This is a genomic window from Arthrobacter sp. R4 (assembly GCF_051365025.1).
Lineage (GTDB): Bacteria > Actinomycetota > Actinomycetes > Actinomycetales > Micrococcaceae > Arthrobacter.
The window spans coordinates 148,306-164,888 of record NZ_JBLWIJ010000021.1; the positions used below are offsets into that span (position 1 = coordinate 148,306).

General features: G+C 63.8%; 15 protein-coding genes. 6 read left to right on the forward strand and 9 right to left on the reverse strand.

The genetic code is table 11. The features are described 5' to 3' along the window. Nucleotides 1-11: 11 nt before the first annotated feature. The 7 genes from ACLKOZ_RS13980 to mnmA form a co-directional block, all read right to left on the reverse strand. Nucleotides 12-1,061, reverse strand: a complete 1,050-nt coding sequence (locus tag ACLKOZ_RS13980; RefSeq protein WP_436475846.1) for a hypothetical protein — start codon at nt 1,059-1,061, stop codon at nt 12-14. Nucleotides 1,062-1,111: 50 nt separating this feature from the next. Beyond that, nucleotides 1,112-1,582, reverse strand: a complete 471-nt coding sequence (locus ACLKOZ_RS13985; protein ID WP_436475815.1) for a chorismate mutase — start codon at nt 1,580-1,582, stop codon at nt 1,112-1,114. A 139-nt stretch (nt 1,583-1,721) separates the two neighbouring features. Then, nucleotides 1,722-3,431 (reverse strand): ABC transporter ATP-binding protein, encoded by a 1,710-nt coding sequence (locus ACLKOZ_RS13990; protein ID WP_436475817.1) that lies wholly within the window; start codon nt 3,429-3,431, stop codon nt 1,722-1,724. Further along, complete coding sequence (locus tag ACLKOZ_RS13995) at nt 3,428-4,450, reverse strand: ABC transporter permease (RefSeq protein WP_436475818.1); 1,023 nt, start codon at nt 4,448-4,450, stop codon at nt 3,428-3,430. The genes ACLKOZ_RS13990 and ACLKOZ_RS13995 overlap by 4 nt, the downstream gene beginning before the upstream one ends. A gap of 1 nt (nt 4,451) precedes the next feature. Then, on the reverse strand, nt 4,452-5,543 hold the full coding sequence (locus tag ACLKOZ_RS14000; RefSeq protein ID WP_337345752.1) for an ABC transporter permease: 1,092 nt from the start codon (nt 5,541-5,543) through the stop codon (nt 4,452-4,454). A 127-nt stretch (nt 5,544-5,670) separates the two neighbouring features. After that, nucleotides 5,671-7,305, reverse strand: coding sequence for an ABC transporter substrate-binding protein (locus tag ACLKOZ_RS14005; RefSeq protein ID WP_436475820.1), 1,635 nt, complete (start codon nt 7,303-7,305; stop codon nt 5,671-5,673). 246 nt (nt 7,306-7,551) lie between these two features. Then, nucleotides 7,552-8,685, reverse strand: coding sequence for a tRNA 2-thiouridine(34) synthase MnmA (mnmA, locus tag ACLKOZ_RS14010; protein WP_436475822.1), 1,134 nt, complete (start codon nt 8,683-8,685; stop codon nt 7,552-7,554). A gap of 153 nt (nt 8,686-8,838) precedes the next feature. On the opposite strand from mnmA, the gene ACLKOZ_RS14015 reads away from it, so the two are divergent. Continuing rightward, nucleotides 8,839-10,107: an NAD(P)/FAD-dependent oxidoreductase gene (locus tag ACLKOZ_RS14015; protein ID WP_436475824.1), complete on the forward strand. Its 1,269-nt coding sequence runs from the start codon at nt 8,839-8,841 to the stop codon at nt 10,105-10,107. Here the strand turns inward: ACLKOZ_RS14015 and ACLKOZ_RS14020 are convergent. After that, nucleotides 10,083-11,315, reverse strand: a complete 1,233-nt coding sequence (locus tag ACLKOZ_RS14020) for a cysteine desulfurase family protein (RefSeq protein WP_436475826.1) — start codon at nt 11,313-11,315, stop codon at nt 10,083-10,085. The genes ACLKOZ_RS14015 and ACLKOZ_RS14020 overlap by 25 nt on opposite strands. Nucleotides 11,316-11,355: 40 nt before the next feature. On the opposite strand from ACLKOZ_RS14020, the gene ACLKOZ_RS14025 reads away from it, so the two are divergent. Continuing rightward, nucleotides 11,356-12,285: a DMT family transporter gene (locus ACLKOZ_RS14025; protein WP_436475828.1), complete on the forward strand. Its 930-nt coding sequence runs from the start codon at nt 11,356-11,358 to the stop codon at nt 12,283-12,285. Here ACLKOZ_RS14025 and ACLKOZ_RS14030 read toward each other — a convergent pair. Beyond that, nucleotides 12,263-12,946 carry a hypothetical protein gene (locus ACLKOZ_RS14030; RefSeq protein ID WP_436475830.1) on the reverse strand — a complete coding sequence of 228 codons (684 nt, stop codon included), beginning with the start codon at nt 12,944-12,946 and terminating at the stop codon, nt 12,263-12,265. The two genes, ACLKOZ_RS14025 and ACLKOZ_RS14030, sit on opposite strands and share 23 nt — an antisense overlap. Before the next feature lie 320 nt (nt 12,947-13,266). Between ACLKOZ_RS14030 and ACLKOZ_RS14035 the strand changes: the two genes are divergently transcribed. The 4 genes from ACLKOZ_RS14035 (at nt 13,267) to ACLKOZ_RS14050 (ending at nt 16,429) form a co-directional block, all read left to right on the forward strand. Then, nucleotides 13,267-14,229: a J domain-containing protein gene (locus ACLKOZ_RS14035; RefSeq protein WP_436475832.1), complete on the forward strand. Its 963-nt coding sequence runs from the start codon at nt 13,267-13,269 to the stop codon at nt 14,227-14,229. A gap of 22 nt (nt 14,230-14,251) precedes the next feature. Then, nucleotides 14,252-14,719 carry a tRNA (cytidine(34)-2'-O)-methyltransferase gene (locus ACLKOZ_RS14040; protein WP_337345935.1) on the forward strand — a complete coding sequence of 156 codons (468 nt, stop codon included), beginning with the start codon at nt 14,252-14,254 and terminating at the stop codon, nt 14,717-14,719. A gap of 242 nt (nt 14,720-14,961) precedes the next feature. After that, nucleotides 14,962-15,570 carry a sigma-70 family RNA polymerase sigma factor gene (locus tag ACLKOZ_RS14045; protein WP_337350960.1) on the forward strand — a complete coding sequence of 203 codons (609 nt, stop codon included), beginning with the start codon at nt 14,962-14,964 and terminating at the stop codon, nt 15,568-15,570. 1 nt (nt 15,571) lies between these two features. Further along, a complete protein-coding gene (locus ACLKOZ_RS14050) occupies nt 15,572-16,429 on the forward strand; it encodes an anti-sigma factor (RefSeq protein WP_436475835.1) in 858 nt (285 codons plus the stop codon). The last annotated feature ends 154 nt before the right edge of the window (nt 16,430-16,583 follow it).

Genomic DNA, 16,583 nt, shown 5'->3' on the forward strand with positions numbered 1-16,583 from the left:
TCGGACTGTATCTACCCCAGTGCCAGCTGGTTCAGCCCGTCGGCCACCTGCGTAAGCCTGGTAAGCACTGCCGTGGCCACCGCCGGGGATTGTCCGGCGAGGCCTGCGGAGGGTGTGACCCGCAAGGTACGCAGGGACGACGCCGGCAACCCGAGCTGGTGCCACGGCCGCCAAACGGATTCGACGACGTCGGGCACTTTTGGCAGGGTCCCAGAGCCCACGTCCAGCGCGCCGGCCCACAGCTGTTTGCCGCCCTCGACGGCGCCCGCCAGTTGCTCCCATTGCCGTGATGTCAGGGCCTTCAGGGGCACCGCGATGCCGTCCGCCCCGGCAGCCAGGATGCGGTCAAAGGGGGCTTCGATTTCCGGCACGGCAATGATGATTTCCGCGGCCCCGGCTTCCCGCAGGGCGGCGGTCACCACACTCCAGGACTCGGTGGCCTCCTGCCCCGCCACTGCACGCAGCGTGCGGTAACCGCTCGACGTCGGAATGGTCCCTGCCAGCACGGCAGCGATGTCCGGTTCGTCGAGCTGGACCACGAGGCGTGCCCCGGGAACTGCCGCGGACACCCGCGACAGGTAGCTTCCCACGCCGGCCGCCAGGGAAGCAGCTACGTCCCGGCGGGCACCGTAGTCAAGGAGGGCGCGTTCGCCGTTATGCAGGTGGAGACCTGCTGCAAGCGTCATGGGGCCCACCAGCTGTACCTTCAGCTCCCTGGCGGGGGCATCCTCCGCTCCGGCAACGTCCGCGAGGACGTTGATGTCGGTTGACAACGCCGACGCGGCCCGGCGAACGTCCTTGCCGGGGCGGTCCACCAGCCGCCAGCCGAACGGCTGGACATCCACTGCCATTTCAACCAGCAGCGACGCCGTGCGACCCAGGGCATCCGAGCCCACTCCGCGGTCGGGAAGTTCGGCCAGGAACGGTAAGTGCGGACTGCCGAGTTCGCCGCGGATAATGCGGGCCGCTTCTACGGGGTCCTCCCCCGGCCAGGAACCAAGACCCGTAGCGGTTACCTCCTGCGGACCGGCAGGGAGTGACTCGGGCTGGTTTAGGGCCAGGTTGGCCTGCCCCTGTGGGTTCCGGCCTGGCTCTTGTGGGCTGGCGTTCCTCACGCTACGACGGACGTCTGAGGCCCGGAGGGGATTCCTGAGGGCTGCTGCGTCCCCTCGCCGACGTTCGTGTGTACGGCGGCCTCGTGGTTTTCCGCGGCTGCCTGGTGGTCCTCGGCGATGGCTTCGTGGTGGCGGATCACCTCGCCGATGATGAAGTTCAGGAATTTTTCGGCGAACGCGGGATCGAGATGGGCGTCCTCGGCCAAGCGTTTCAACCGTGCAATCTGGGCTGTTTCACGGCCGGGATCGCCCGCCGGGAGACGGTGGGCAGCCTTCAGGAAGCCCACTTTCTGGGTGGCCTTGAACCGCTCCGCCAGCAGGTAAACCAAGGTGGCATCGATGTTGTCGATGCTGGAGCGGATGGACAGCAGTTCCGCCATGACCGAGTTGTCCACCTGTCCGGCCAGCGAGCTGGCGGCGGCGTCGTAGGTTTCTGAGTCAGGAACGTCGTGGTTGTGCTGCGTCATGGTCCAAGTCTATGGGCAGGGGCGGAAAACCCTTGCGGTGTTAAGCTCGCGCCGCAGCCATCCCGCCGTCGTCCCTTCCGTGCCCCCGGGATGGACACTCTGGCCTCGTTCGGCCGGAGTGTCCATCCCCGCTGGCTGGTCAGATTCCCAGCAATGCCCGGTGTTCTTCCCGGCGCCGTGCCTGCTCCTCAGGATCAGGCACCGGAAGCGAGGCAATGAGGCGTTTGGTGTAATCGTGCTGCGGCGCCCCCATGACCTGGCTGCCGATCCCCTGTTCCACGAGTTTCCCCTTGTAAAGGACACCCACCCAATGGGACAGGATGTCCACCACTGCGAGATCGTGGCTGATGAACAGTGCCGCGAAACCGAATTCGGCCTGGATTTCCTTGAACAACTCCAGGACCTTGGCCTGCACCGAAACGTCCAAGGCCGACGTCGGTTCGTCCGCGATCAGCAGCTTCGGGTTCAGGATGAGGGCCCGGGCCAGCGAGGCCCGCTGGCGTTGGCCGCCTGAGAGCTCATGCGGGTATCGTGCCGCGTACGACGCCGGCAATTGGACTGATTCGAGCAGCTCTCCAACGCGTTTGCGTGCCTGCGCCGGGCTCGGGTTGGTGTGGATGATCATCGGCTCCGCGACGCAGTCCCCGATGGTCAGCTGGGGATTGAAGGAAGCCGCCGGATCCTGGAAAACGAAGCCGATGTCCTTCCGTAGCGGCTTGAACGTCCGCTCCTTCAGGTTCAGCATCTCGTATCCCAGCACCTTCAGGCTGCCGCCTGTGGTCCGATTCAGCCCCGCGATGGCCCGGCCAATAGTGGTCTTTCCCGAGCCGGACTCCCCCACGAGCCCAAAAACCTCGCCTTCGGACACGGTGAAGCTGACGCCGTCGACGGCTTTGAAGGACGGTGTCCCCAGCCGGCCGGGGTACTCGATGGTCAGGTTCCTCGCCTCCACGAGGACCTTGGCCTTTTGGTGGGCGCGTTCCGTCATGCCCTCCGACGCCGAGTTGTGCCCCAGGTGGGGTACGGCCGCCAGCAGCTTCTTGGTGTAATCCTGTTTGGGCTCGGCAAAAAGCACGCGGGAGGTTGCCTCCTCCACTACGTCGCCCTGATACATCACTACGACGCGGTCGGCCAGGTCGGCCACCACGCCCATGTTGTGTGTGATCAGCACGATGGAGGTCCCGTACTTGTCCCTCAGGTCCCGCAGCAGTTGCAGAATCTCAGCCTGCACCGTGACGTCCAGGGCCGTGGTGGGTTCATCGGCCACAATCAGCCCCGGGTTCAGGGCCAGGGCCGCAGCGATAACAACGCGCTGCTTCTGGCCGCCGGAGAACTGGTGCGGATAGTAGTTCACTCGATGTTCCGGATCCGGGATCCCCACTTTGCGCAGCGCCTCAATGGCCCGGGCTTTCGCTTCCTTGCCGGAGACGCGTTTCCCTCCGCCGGCATGGGCACGGATGCCTTCGGCAATCTGCCAGCCCACAGTGAATACCGGGTTCAAGGCTGTGGAGGGCTCCTGGAACACCATGGCCACATCGCGCCCACGGATCTGCCGCAGTTTCGATGCACTCACGCTGATGACGTTGTTTCCGTTGATCAGCACGGCCCCGCCGCTGGTGGCCGTTTCCGGGAGCAGCCCAAGAATTGTCTTGGCGGTCACCGTCTTGCCGGAACCCGATTCCCCGACAATGGCCAGGACTTCTCCGGCCTTTACCTCAAGGCTGACGTCCTTCACGGCGTAGACATCGCCCCCGTCGGTGGCAAAGGTGACTTTGAGGTGGTCTATTTCCAGGACCGGCTGGCCTGCCGGGCTGTGCCTGTCCCCTACGGAACCAAGGTTGATGGTCAAGATCCTCTCACTTCCACGTCGATGGCAGCCTGAGCGCCGGCAGTCGAACCCGGTCCGCCCTTGCCTCCGGCCGCCTTGCGTCCGCGAAGGCGCGGATCGTTCAGGTCATTGATGCTTTCGCCCACCAACGTCAGGCCCACCACGGTCAGGACAATGGCGAGGCCCGGGAACAGGCCCGTCCACCAGATCCCTGACGTGGTGTCCGCCAGAGCCTTGTTGAGGTCAAAGCCCCATTCGGCAGCGGAGCTCGGTTCAATACCGAATCCCAGGAAGCCGAGTGCGGCCAGGGTGAGGATGGCTTCGGAGGCGTTGAGGGTGAATATCAGCGGGAGCGTGCGGGTGGCATTTTTGTAAATGTGCCGCCCCATGATGCGGATGTTCGATGCTCCCACCACCTTGGCGGACTCGACGAACGGCTCGGCTTTCAGCCTGACTGCCTCGGCCCGTATCACCCGAAAGTACTGCGGAATGAACACCATGGTGATGGCGGTTCCGGCAGCGAAAATGCCGCCGATCAGGCTTGATTGTCCGCCGCTGATGACGATGGCCATGACGATGGCAACTAAGAGTGATGGAAAGGCGTAAACGGCATCCGCAATGACTACAAGGATCCGGTCAAGCCAGCCGCCCAAGTAGCCACTGACGAGTCCAAGAACCACACCGATAACAATGGACATGAGGACTGCGACCACAATTACCAGGACGGCGGTCTGGGCACCCCACACCACTCGGGAGAAAACGTCATATCCTCCCACCGTGGTGCCCAGCAGGTGCTGGCCGCCCGGCGCTTCTTGAGTGGGGAAATTGCCTGCTTCGTCCGAGAGTTGTGAATAGCCAAAGGGCGCAATCAGCGGTGCGAACAGGGCCGTGAGCAGGAACAGGCCTGTCAGGATGAGGCCGGCCACCAGCATCCCGCGCTGCAGTCCGACGCTCTTATTGAAATGGGAAATAACGGGAAGCCGTTTGTAAAACGCTGCCCGGGGATTAACGAGGGGCTCAGGACCTGCTGTCACACTCATGTCAGTACCTCACGCGGGGGTCGATCAGCGCGGCCAAAATGTCCACGATGAAGTTGGTGATGGCGACGATGATGGCCAGCAGGACCACGATGCCCTGCACGGCCACGAAGTCGCGGGCCGTCAGGTAGTTGGCCAACTGGAATCCCAGGCCCTTCCATTCAAAGGTCTTCTCTGTCAGCACTGCCCCGCCGAGCATCACTGCGATCTGTAGGCCCATCACCGTGATGATGGGAATGAGCGCCGGCTTGTAGGCGTGCTTCGTCACGAGCCGGAATTCACTCACTCCACGTGAGCGGCCGGCCTCGACGTAGTCCTTGCCCAGGGTCCCGATCACATTGGTTCGGACCAGCCTCAGGAAGATACCTGCGGTCAGCAGGCCAAGCGCTACAGCGGGCAGGACTGCGTGGGCTGCTACGTCACCGAGTGCTGCCATGTTTCCGCTGCGCAGCGCGTCCAGCCAGTAGATGCCTGTGGGTGCCTGCAGGGACGTCAGGGCGAGTTCGCTGGACGTCTTGGCCCGGCCAGCGACAGGCAGCCAGCCAAGCCAGACGGAGAAGGTGAGTTTGAGCAGCATGCCCGCGAAGAAAACGGGCGTCGCGTAGCAAAGGATCGCGAAGACCCGAAGGACGGCGTCGGGCGCGTGGTCGCGGCGGTGTGCCGCGATCATCCCGAGCGGGATTCCCACCAGCAAGGCGATCAACAACGCGTTGATGGACAGCTCAAGGGTGGCGGACCCGTAGGTTGTCAGCATCTCCGATACGGCGCGGTTGTCTGTGAGGGTCCGGCCAAAGTTTCCGGTGGCCAGCTGTCCGAGATACTCAAAATACTGGACCAGGATGGGACGGTCGTACCCGGCGTTGTGGATCCGTTCCTGAAGCTGGTCTTCAGGCAGCCGTCCTCCCATGGCCGCTGTAATGGGGTCACCCGTGATCCGCATAAGGAAAAACACCATGGTGACGAGGATGAAAATCGTCGGGAAAATCAGCAGGAACCTGACCAGGATGTATTGGCCGAGCCCCCCGCCGGAGGATTTCTTGGTGGACGGAAGAATTCCGTCTGCGTCGCTTGGCGGCGCGTCTATCAATGTTGTCATTGGTACCTCGTTGTGTGGTGGCCTGGACCAGCGGCTCCCCCGGGGCGCTGGCCGTTGACCAGCAAGGAGGCGGGACGCCGGTAGGCGCCCCGCCTTTTGCGTGGTCAGAGCCGGGTGGCTGGTGGACCTACTTGGACATCACACCGAGCCGTGTCTTGAAGGATGCATCGAGCGTCTTTTCAACACCCTTCACATCCGTTCCCGCGACCATGACCTGGGCGCCCTGCAGCATCGGCAGTGTCGAGAGGTCCTTGGCGATCGCTTCCTGGGCTTCGCCCAGCAACTTGCTTCGTTCGGCCTTGTCCGCGGTGACCAACTGCTTGTTCACGACTTCGGTGACCGCTGCGTTTTCGTAGTGGTTGCCGAGGAAGTTGCCCGGGATGAAGAAGGGCGTCAGGTAGTTGTCGGCGTCAGAGTAGTCCGGGAACCAGCCGAGCTGGTAGACCGGGTAGGCATCCGCGCGGCGTTCCTTGGTGTAGGTGGTCCACTCTGTCGACTTCAAGTCCACCGTGAAGAGGCCCGACTTCTCAAGTTGTCCCTTGACCAGCGCGTATTCGTCCGCCGCGGAGGTGCCGTAGCGGTCCGTGTACTGCAGCTTCAGGTCCACAACGGAAGTGACGCCGGCATCCGCGAGCACCTTCTTGGCCTTGTCGAGGCTCGGCTTGCCGCTGCCGTCACCGTAGAGGCTCTTCAGGGGCTCTGTTGCACCTTCAAACTCCTTCGGAACGTAGGAGTAAACCGGCGTGTAGGTGTTCTTGAAGACCTGCGAGGCAATGACATCCCGGTCCACGAGGTGAGCCACTGCCTGGCGAACGGCCAGGGCCTTGGCGGGGTCGGCGTCGGGGGTTTTCGCTCCGAACGGCATGGTGTCGAAGTTGAATACCATGTACCGCAATTCCCCGCCCGGGCCCTTGTGGACCTTGACCTTCGAGTCCTTCTCAAGGTCGGCGATGTCCGTGGCAGTCAGGATCCTGCCCGCAACGTCAATGTTGCCCTGCTGGACGTCGAGTTTGAGGTTGTTGGGGTCGGCGTAGTGCTTGAGCGTAGCGCCGTCATTGGAGGCCTTGCCCAGCATGCCCTGGTAGTCGGCGTTTGGTTTGAAGCTGACAAGTTCGTTCTTTTTATAGCTTTCAATGGTGTACTGGCCGGCGAACGGCTTCGCGGCGACGATGGCGTCGTCGTCCATGACCTTGTCAGCCGGGAACACCTGCTCATCGACGATCGGCCCCGGGTTGGACGCGAGCACGCCCGGGAAGACCTGGTCGTTGGCGGCCTTGAGGGTGAATACTACGGTGTCGGGGTCGGTGGCTTCGATCTTCTCCATATTCGCCAACAGGGAGGCGGGACCATTGGGATCGTCGATTTTTTTCACCCGGTTGAACGAAAACACAACGTCGGACGAGTCGAGGGTGTTGCCGTTGGCGAACTTCAATCCAGACTTCAGCTTGACGGTGTATTCCGTGGGGCTGGTGAACGATGCCGATTCCGCGATGTCGGGGCTGGCTTCGGCCGTACCGGGCTTGTAGTTGAGCAGGAATGGATAGATCTGGTTCATCACCATGAAGGAACCGCCGTCGTAGGATCCGGCGGGATCGAGCGTGACCACTTTGTCCGTCGTTCCGTAGGTAATGGCGCCGCCACCGGCACTTTCGGTGGACGTTCCGCCGCCACCACCTGAGGGACCCGTGCAGGCCGTCAATGCGAAAGCGGAAACACCCGCGAGCGCGATAGCGCTCCGCAAGGCTTTGGTGCTCTTGATCATCTGTGAACTTTCTGTTCGATGAGTACGCGTTCGCCGCCCGCTAATGGGGTGTATTTGCTTGAGCGGGCAGCGCGCTGTCCTGATGCCTAGATTCAATCAGACCAAGCTGTTGTGAATCGATTCATTATGTGAGTTGAGACACAAAATTTACCTGAATGGGTTCGAACTCTCACTTTAATGCGGGTGAGGCCCCAACCCGCGTGGCGGGTGGGGCCTCTACCGAAGATTCGCGCCGGCTTAGGCTGGCTACAACTGCGCGCGCTGCAACGAACGGGCGGCGTCAATGGTGGCCTGGCCCAGCACTCGCGTGCCTTGGTACAGGACTACCGTCTGCCCGGGGGCGACGCCGCGCAGCGGCTCCGTGAGGGTCACTACCAGTTGCCCCGAAACTTCGCCTGCCCCAGGTGCTTCCATCCGGGCGGTCGCCGGAACGGGGTCACCATGCGCGCGTACCTGGGCGTAGCAGTCGAAGTCCTCACCCGTGGCTATTTCCGCGATGGGAAGACCAGCCCAGGAGACCTTGATTCCACGGATCTCGTCGATGGCCAAGAGTGCCTCCGGTCCCACCACGACCTTGTTTTCCTTCGGCCGGATCTCCAGCACAAAGCGCGGCTTCCCGTCGGCGGCAGGGGTGCCCAACTTCAAGCCCCTCCGCTGGCCTACGGTAAAGGCGTTGGCACCGGGGTGCTGGCCTACCTTGGTGCCGGTTTCATCAACGATGTCCCCGGCGGTCATCTCGATCTTTTCCGCCAGCCAGCCTGCGGTGTCGCCGTCGGGAATAAAGCAGATGTCGTGGCTGTCCGGCTTGTTTGCCACGGACAATCCGCGGCGTTCTGCTTCGGCGCGGACTTCGGCCTTCGACGGAGCGTCGGCCAGCGGGAACATGGAGTGCTTGAGCTGCTCATGGGTGAGGACACCGAGGACGTAGCTCTGGTCCTTGGCCCAGTCTGCTGCGCGGTGCAGTTCGGGGTTACCGTCAGTGTCTTCGATGACCTTGGCGTAATGGCCGGTGCAGACAGCATCGAAGCCGAGGGCGATGGCCTTTTCCAGCAACGCCGCGAACTTGATGCGCTCATTGCAGCGCATGCAAGGATTCGGAGTGCGGCCCGCAGCATACTCGTCGATGAAGTCCTGGACCACATCCTCCTTGAAACGTTCGGAGAAATCCCACACGTAGTACGGGATCCCGAGCACGTCGCACGCCCGCCAGGCGTCGCGGGAGTCTTCGATGGTGCAGCAGCCGCGGCTGCCTGTCCGTAGCGTGCCGGGCATCCTGGATAGCGCCAAGTGGACACCGACGACGTCGTGGCCGGCCTCGACGGCACGTGCTGCGGCAACGGCGGAGTCGACTCCGCCGCTCATGGCTGCTAAAACTCGCATGCTGGCTTTCCGTTGGGTGGAAGTGTGTTTGGGGTTGTGTGGGGCTTTGGGAGCCTGGCTGCATCGCTGGAAAACACAATGCACGCTTACCTATTCTAATGCCTGCAAGGTTCGGCCATAGTTGAGCTACCGAACCCAGGAGGCGCAGGCACCATGGCAGCAGGACAGGTTGACGGAAACATCGTGATCGTAGGGGCAGGCCTGGCAGGTGCCACTGCTGCGCGGACGCTCCGGTCCGAGGGATACTCCGGCCCCGTCATCCTGATTGGCAGCGAGGGCCACAACCCCTATATTCGCCCGCCCCTCTCGAAGGACTACCTGCTGGGCAGGGAAAGCGAAGACAAAGCCGCGGTCGTGCCGCGGGACTGGTACGAGGAGAACGACGTCGACCTCCGCCTTGGCGCGTCCGTCACCGGTATACGGCCGGACGCGGGCACGGTGTTGCTGAACGACGGAACGGCACTGCCGTACCAGTCGCTGCTGCTGGCCACTGGCGCGGTACCGCGCACCATTCCGCTGCCGGGGAGCGAGTTATCAGGGGTCACCACGTTCCGCACCCTTGATGACAGCCGCTGGCTGCGGAAGTCCCTGGACCAGGGCGGAAAGAACGTAGTGATGATCGGCTCCGGCTGGATAGGCATGGAACTGGCAGCAGCCGCGGCTACGTATGGCAACAACGTCACGTTGCTCGGCTTGGAAGACGTTCCGCTGGCCGCCGCGATCGGCCCGGAGTTGGGCCGGTTCTTCCGGTCGCTTCACGAAGCCCACGGCGTGGACTTCAGGCTTCCGGCGTCAGCCCACGAACTCAGGGGTTCCAACGGAGCCGTCACCGCAGTGGTCACCGACAGCGGGGAAGACCTCCCTGCCGATGTTGTGGTGATTGCCGTGGGAGTTGAACCCGCCGTCGGTCTGGCACACACTGCGGGACTGAAAGTAGACAACGGCATCCTCACCGACGCGTCCCTGCGGACCAGCGTTCCGGGGATCTTCGCGGCAGGAGACGTCGCCAACGCCCTGCACCCGTTCACCGGAGAGCACTACCGCAGCGAGCACTGGTCCAACGCCCTGAACGGCGGCAAGGTGGCAGCCCGGGCGATGCTGGGCCAGGACGCCACGCACAGCACCATCCCGTACTTCTACACGGACCAGTTCGAGGTCAGCATGGAATACTCAGGATTCCCCGCTCTGGCAACCGGCACGGAACCGGTGATCCGGGGTTCGCTCGAGGACAAGGAATTCATCGCGTTCTGGCAGCGCGACTCCCGCGTGGTGGCCGGCATGAGCGTCAACTGGCCCCGCAGGGAGGGCCCCGGCGCGCAGAAGGTCATCAAAGCCCTCATCTCGGGCCGCCACCAGGTGAGGCCCGAGCGGCTTGCAGACGCCTCAACTGGCCTGGATCAGGTGCTCCTGCCGGAGGCCTGACGAGCCACTGTCCCTGCGGTTTGGATGGAGGATTCGTGCCCGGCCATCCCGGCCGCCCGAGCCCTGGAATAGGCATCCGGGAGTGCCGCAAGCAGCGCGTCAACATCTGCTTCCGTTGACGTGTGGCCCAGGCTGAACCGCTGCGCGCCGCGGGCGGTTTCCTCGTCCAGTCCCATGGCGAGGAGCACGTGCGAGGGCCGCGGTACTCCGGCTGTGCAGGCAGATCCCGTGGACGATTCCACCCCGGCGAGGTCCAATAGGAAGAGCAGGGAGTCGCCTTCACAGCCGGGGAAGGTGAAATGCGCATTGCCGGGTAGCCGTCCCCCATCAGGGGCTCCCCGAGGGACGGCTTCCGGGATGGACCGCCGTACGCCGTCGATGAGCCGGTCGCGCAGGGCTGTGATCCTGGCTGATTCCTCGGGAAGGCTGACGGTTACGGCTTCGGCCGCCGCAGCGAAGGCGGCGATGGAAGCAGTGTCCAGGGTTCCGGAGCGGACGTCCCGCTCCTGGCCGCCGCCATGCTGCACGGGGGTCAGCTTGACGGCACGTCCCAGAAACAATGCCCCAACCCCAACGGGCCCGCCGATCTTATGGCCGGAAACGGACATCGCATCCAGCCCTGACGCCTTGAAATTGATGGGCAGCGAGCCAAAAGCCTGGACTGCGTCCGAATGGACCGGCACGCCGGCCGCGTGGGCCAGCTCAACGATTTCCGGGATGGGCTGGATGCTGCCCACCTCGTTGTTTGCCCACATCACGGTCACCAGGGCAATGGTTTCCGGTTCCCGCGCCAGTTCTGCTTTGAGGACCGCAAGGTCAACGACGCCGTCGCCGTCCACCGGGAGCCAGGTGACCACAGCACCTTCATGCCGTTCCAGCCATTCCACGGTGTCCAGCACGGCATGATGCTCGACGGCGGAACACAGAATGCGCCGCCGGGCGGGGTTCTCACCCGATCGGGACCAGAACAGGCCCTTGACGGCCAGGTTGTCCGCCTCCGTACCGCCGGACGTGAAAATGACTTCGGAGGGGTGCGCCCCGGCGGCTGCGGCAAGGGTTTCCCGGGCGTCTTCAACTGAGCGGCGCGCCCGGCGGCCGGAGCCGTGGAGGGAAGACGGGTTGCCGGTGCGGGCCAGCTCCCGGGTCAGGGCAGCCAGCGCCTCTGCGGAGAGGGGCGTGGTTGCTGCATGATCGAGGTAAACGGGCACCCATCAATTCTAGCCGCCGGCCCTGGTATAGATTCGAGCGGTGAAAACGTCCCCCAAAGCCTCCATCTGCCTTGTCCTGGCCACGCTCTTCTGGTCCGGGAACTTTGTGGTGGGACAGGCAGCGGTGACGTCGATGACTCCAGTGGAACTGACCTTCTGGCGCTGGGCTTTCGCTGCCCTGCCGTTAATTGCCTTGGCCCAGATAGTGGACCGCCCCGATTGGCGGGCTGTCCTGCGACACTGGCCCACGCTGCTACTCCTTAGCTTCCTTGGCATGGGGGGCTACACACTGCTTCTTTACACCGCACTGCTGCACACATCCGCCTTGAATGCCTCGCTCATCACGGCGGCCAACCCTGCGCTGATCGTTGTCCTGGCTGCAGTGGTACTCGGCGACCGGCCCGGCGTCCTCGGCTGGGGAGGCATCGGATTGGGGCTTTCCGGGGTTCTGCTTGTCCTGACCGGCGGTGACTTCCAGCGGTTGCTGAGGTTTTCTTTCAACCTGGGCGAACTCCTGATGCTGGGCGCTGTTGCCGTGTGGAGTTTCTACACCATCATCGCCCGCCGCCTGCCGATCCCTGCGATCTCCGCTACGGCAGTTCAGGTTGCGATGGCCACTGTGGTCCTCGCTCCGGTCGCCGTGGCAACAGGAGCACAGCTGCCCGGGACGGCAGCCGGCAGTTGGTCATTGGCTTACATCGCGGTCTTCCCCTCTCTCGGCGCCTACCTCCTGTGGAACCTGGCCCTCAAGACGACTACCCCTGGGACGGCGGGCAACTACCTCAACCTCATGGTGGTTTTTACGGCCGTCATCACGGTCCTGTTGGGCGCGGCCATCAGTTTGCCCCAAATCCTGGGCGGCCTGCTGGTGGTCGGCGGCGTTATGCTCACCAGCGCACGTCCCTCCGGAAGATCCCCTGGCATCAAGCCAGGAAAAGAGAGAGGGCTCAAGTGGATGGGGGAACGATGATCAGGCGGGCGGCCACGTCCTGGCGCGCCGCTGCCAGCGTGGACGCGTCGGGGCACGAAACCGAAATGTAGACGGACGAGGCCGGAATACTAAACAAACGGGCCATGACGGCCGTCGCCTTCGCTCCCGGCGCAACTGGCTGCTCCAGCACCAGCACCTCAACACGGGGGCCGGGCTTGTCCGGCTCTCCGCCCCAGCGCAGGGTTTCCGTCTTGAGGTATTCAGGGAGGATGCTCGGATCAAGGTAGGCGAAGAGGCCAACTGTGGAGGCCCGGTCATCAGTGGCGACCAGAGGGGTCTGGTTCGTCCGCACCTTCGCGGCGACGAGGCAGCCATCGCTCTTGGCATACTGGCTCTCCCCCGCGACGTTTTCCTTGACTGGCTTCCAGCCGGGCGCGTCTTTCAGCCCGTCGGAAATGCCCACAGGAGTTCCGGACGCCAGTGTCCCGCCGGCGGCCAAGGGAAGGTCCTTGGCTGCCACCGCCTCGGCGTCATGGCCCGGGGTGATGGTGGGGGTGGCCAGTCCGGGGGTCGAGTGTTCCACCCTGGGGGCGGACGGGTCCTGGACGTCAATACTGCAGCCGCCCAGCACTGCGGCACCCAACAAAGATGCGGTGAGCAGCGTCGTCGCCGACGTTGCTGTGGTCCCCCGTGATTTCATTCCACCCCAATGCCTGGCCGGCTGTCCGGCGCCTCGGGCGTACTTCGCTCCGCCCCTCAAAGAGTCTAAACGTCGCGGCGGTCCTTCAGTGCGGAATGGAAACAGGTCCGACTGCGGACCAGGCCCTGGCAGCTACGCCAGGATCCGCCGTCGGGCCGCGCATCAGGCGTAATCCACATCCACTGGCGCCGATGATGCCAGCCACGGGAACCTCAACTGCCGGCGCGGACGTTGTCAGAATAGGCCGTTAAACTGGGCCTACCTGACTATGGGCCCTCCCCGTCGCTGTGGACTGGCCACACCAACAAAAGGACAAGTGCTTGACCGAGAGCAGCAACTCCCATTACCAGGTGCTCCGTATCGCCGTGACAGCCACTGATAAGGAGATCAAAGTTGCTTACCGCCGTGCGGCCCGCAAGGCTCATCCCGATCACGGCGGTGACGCTGCCGCCTTCCGCCGCGTCACCGCAGCCTACGAAACACTCATCGATCCCAAACGCAGAAGCGCCTACGACCGCTCCTACGCTGCCGGGACCGGGGGCGATTCTGGCAACGCCGATGCCGGTCCGCACTTTGACGCGCCGGCTGCCGGAAGCCACGCGTCAGCCACGGTCCACCGTCCCAACACGCCGCGCAACACGGCCGGCGACGCCCCTGTCTACATTCCGCCCTACGACCCGGCCGCATTCGAGCGGGCCGGCGCGGTCCCCCTCATTCCGCTCGTCCAGGCCAGCCAACAGGTGCACGGCATGCCAAGGAAGCGCGGCATCTTCGGAGCCGATGCCCGCATCCAGCGCGAAATGCGGACCGTTCAACTCATCAGCAGGCAGATCCTGCCTGCCATACCGGCCGCACGGCTTATCAACGGATTACAGTCACCGGCGGACAACAGCCACATCGACCATGTGCTGCTGTCCGGCTACCGCCTGGCGGTTATCGGTTCCATGCTTCTGCCCAAAGGCGCGTACGCCTGGGACGGCAGGACCCTGAACCACGGTGGGCGTTCCATCCCTCCTCCACAGTTGGCGCACGTTGTCCGCGCAATGCAGGACATCTTCCCTGAAATGAACGTCACCGGCTGGACCGTTGTGCACAGCCCCGGCGGGAACCTGCATGAGCCGGTGATCGACCGCCACAGAAGGTCCGCGGATGCCCTCGAGACGGTCCAGGTAGTAAACGCTGCCGGGCTGGTCCGCGGCCTCAAGCAGTTCCTCTCCTCAGGCCCGGTACCCAACACGGTCAATGTGTCCGTGCTTGCCAGGCTTCTGCGGGGCATGCACTGACCGCAGTGGCTAGGATGGGATGGTGTTCCGCATCCTCTTCCACTCCCCCGAAATTCCGGGCAACACCGGCAATGCCATCCGGCTCGCAGCCATTACCGGTGCCGAGCTGCACCTGGTGGAACCCCTGGGGTTCGATTTTTCTGATGCCAAGCTCCGCCGCGCCGGCCTGGATTATCACGACCTCGCAGTGGTGACCGTCCACAAGAGCATCGAAGACGCCTGGATCGCGCTCGAGCCTGAGCGTGTGTACGCGTTCACCTCAGACGGGGCCGCCAGCTACACGGACATCGCTTACCAGCCCGGTGATGTCCTGATGTTCGGCCAGGAATCCGTGGGCCTGCCTGAACACATCAAACACGACCCACACGTGACCTCCACGGTGCGGCTGCCCATGCTCCCAGCGCTTCGGTCGCTTAACCTCGCGAATGCTGCCTCCATCGCGGTCTATGAGGCGTGGCGGCAGCAAGGATTCGCCGGAGCCAAAACCTGACCAGGCCGCCCAAGGCGGATCGCGGCGGCACTCCAGAGGTTGGCGGATTTTTCCTGAACCGGCCAATCCACACACCTTCCTGGCACGAATCACTCCTGAGACATTCCACAGTGGACAAGGAGCGGCAGGTGAGGGCAGCGGAGGCCGCAAGGAGCACGGATCTGCCAGGCCTGCTTGGCACCTGCGGCAACCTGGGCCTGGCTGCTCCTGAACCAATGCCCGGACACCTATGCTTGGAAGTGATGGAAACTCCCAACGCGCCGAATTATGAGGCCCCTGCAGCCGTCACAGAGTCACCGACCGACGTCAGCCAACGCCTTGCCACACTGCTGGGCCGCATTGCCCAGGGCGACCAGGACGCGTTCGCGGAGTTTTACCAGTTGACGTCCCGCCGTGTTTTTGGCATGGCCCGGAGGGTCCTGATTGACCCGGAACTCAGTGAGGACACCACCCAGGAGGTCTTCATCCAGGTCTGGCAGAACGCCGCGAAGTTCAACCCCGACGCCGGAAGTCCACTCTCCTGGCTGATGACCATCTCGCACCGGCGGGCGGTGGACAAAGTACGGTCTTCGCAGTCCTCAACAGACCGCGAAGCCCGCTACGGCGCGAGCAGCCAGGACATCGACCACGATTCCGTGTCCGACGAGGTGGGCAGCAAACTCGAGGCCGAGGCCGTGGTCCGCTGCCTGGAGACACTGACCGAAACACAGCAGGAATCTGTTCGGCTCGCCTACTATGGCGGACTCACCTACAGGGAAGTCGCGGAACGGCTCAATGCAGCAGTGCCCACCATCAAGTCCCGCATCCGCGATGGACTGATCCGATTGAAGACCTGTCTGGGGGTGAGTTGAGATGACAGAAATGAATAGTCAGGGCAGCAGCAGCCGGGGGACGTTCGGCGAGACCGTGCCGGCCGATCTCGCGTCGGGCCGCGCCGTCGACCTGGCGGAACTGTATGCCCTTGATGCGGTGACCGACGCCGAGCGCGCGGCGATTGACCAATACATCTCCTCAGCCCCCGAGGCTGAGCAGAGATTATTCCAGGAGCGGGTGCGCCAAGCCAGGGAAACGCTGGCCAAGACGTTCACTGCCGAGGAAGAGCCGCCGTCGGACCTCTTTGCCCGTATCATGGCACAGCTCCCGGCCCAGGGTTCCGGTCAGGCAGCCGCGGCCGCGCCGGAGGCCACACCGTTGCATCAGCCTGCACCCACGGTGGACGGCGACGAACTATCCGCAGCCCGTCAGCGCAGGGAAGATCGACGCCGGCCGGGCAGTGCCCGCCGTTGGCTCGCCGGTGTTGCCGCAGCGGCCGTGATCGCGCTTGGCGGCGTGGGCGTGGGCGCCTACCTTGCAGACCAGAATGATCCGCTCAACCAGGTGATCCGCGCAGAAGACGTCCGTGAGGCGTCGGTGCCGGTCTCCGCCGGAGGTACCGCCACAGTCCTGATTTCGTCCTCCAAAGACGCCGTCGTGGTCAAGATGAACGGGGTTCCCGCACCGCCGGCCGGCAAGGTCTACCAGATGTGGCTGATCCCCAAGGACGGATCGGCGCCGGTTTCACAGGGGCTGATGGACGAAGCGGCGCTGTCCAAGCCTGCCGTGGTGAAGGGCATCGCTTCGGCGGCGGCCCTTGGCATCACGGTGGAACCTGTGGGAGGCTCCTCCTCCCCCACGTTCCCCACAGTTGCTGCCGCACCTCTCAGCACTTGAGCCCACGAGCCCAACTAGGTGTATTACCCACGGAGGTTGGTGACACGGCTGGCGGGTGGCTGACCCTTGAGTGCGGTGTGGCCTCGGTGGACTCTTCTATGTCTGTCAAGCCGCATTCATTGGTTCGATGAGGCATTAAGCGTCCGGTAGATGC

What these genes read in the sequence shown, in the direction of transcription:
- ACLKOZ_RS13985 (WP_436475815.1), bottom strand. Translation starts at nt 1,582, where the DNA reads ATGACGCAGCACAACCACGACGTTCCTGACTCAGAAACCTACGACGCC.
- ACLKOZ_RS13995 (WP_436475818.1), bottom strand. Translation starts at nt 4,450, where the DNA reads ATGAGTGTGACAGCAGGTCCTGAGCCCCTCGTTAATCCCCGGGCAGCG.
- ACLKOZ_RS14000 (WP_337345752.1), bottom strand. Translation starts at nt 5,543, where the DNA reads ATGACAACATTGATAGACGCGCCGCCAAGCGACGCAGACGGAATTCTT.
- ACLKOZ_RS14005 (WP_436475820.1), bottom strand. Translation starts at nt 7,305, where the DNA reads ATGATCAAGAGCACCAAAGCCTTGCGGAGCGCTATCGCGCTCGCGGGT.
- mnmA (WP_436475822.1), bottom strand. Translation starts at nt 8,685, where the DNA reads ATGCGAGTTTTAGCAGCCATGAGCGGCGGAGTCGACTCCGCCGTTGCC.
- ACLKOZ_RS14015 (WP_436475824.1), top strand. Translation starts at nt 8,839, where the DNA reads ATGGCAGCAGGACAGGTTGACGGAAACATCGTGATCGTAGGGGCAGGC.
- ACLKOZ_RS14030 (WP_436475830.1), bottom strand. Translation starts at nt 12,946, where the DNA reads ATGAAATCACGGGGGACCACAGCAACGTCGGCGACGACGCTGCTCACC.
- ACLKOZ_RS14045 (WP_337350960.1), top strand. Translation starts at nt 14,962, where the DNA reads ATGGAAACTCCCAACGCGCCGAATTATGAGGCCCCTGCAGCCGTCACA.
- ACLKOZ_RS14050 (WP_436475835.1), top strand. Translation starts at nt 15,572, where the DNA reads ATGACAGAAATGAATAGTCAGGGCAGCAGCAGCCGGGGGACGTTCGGC.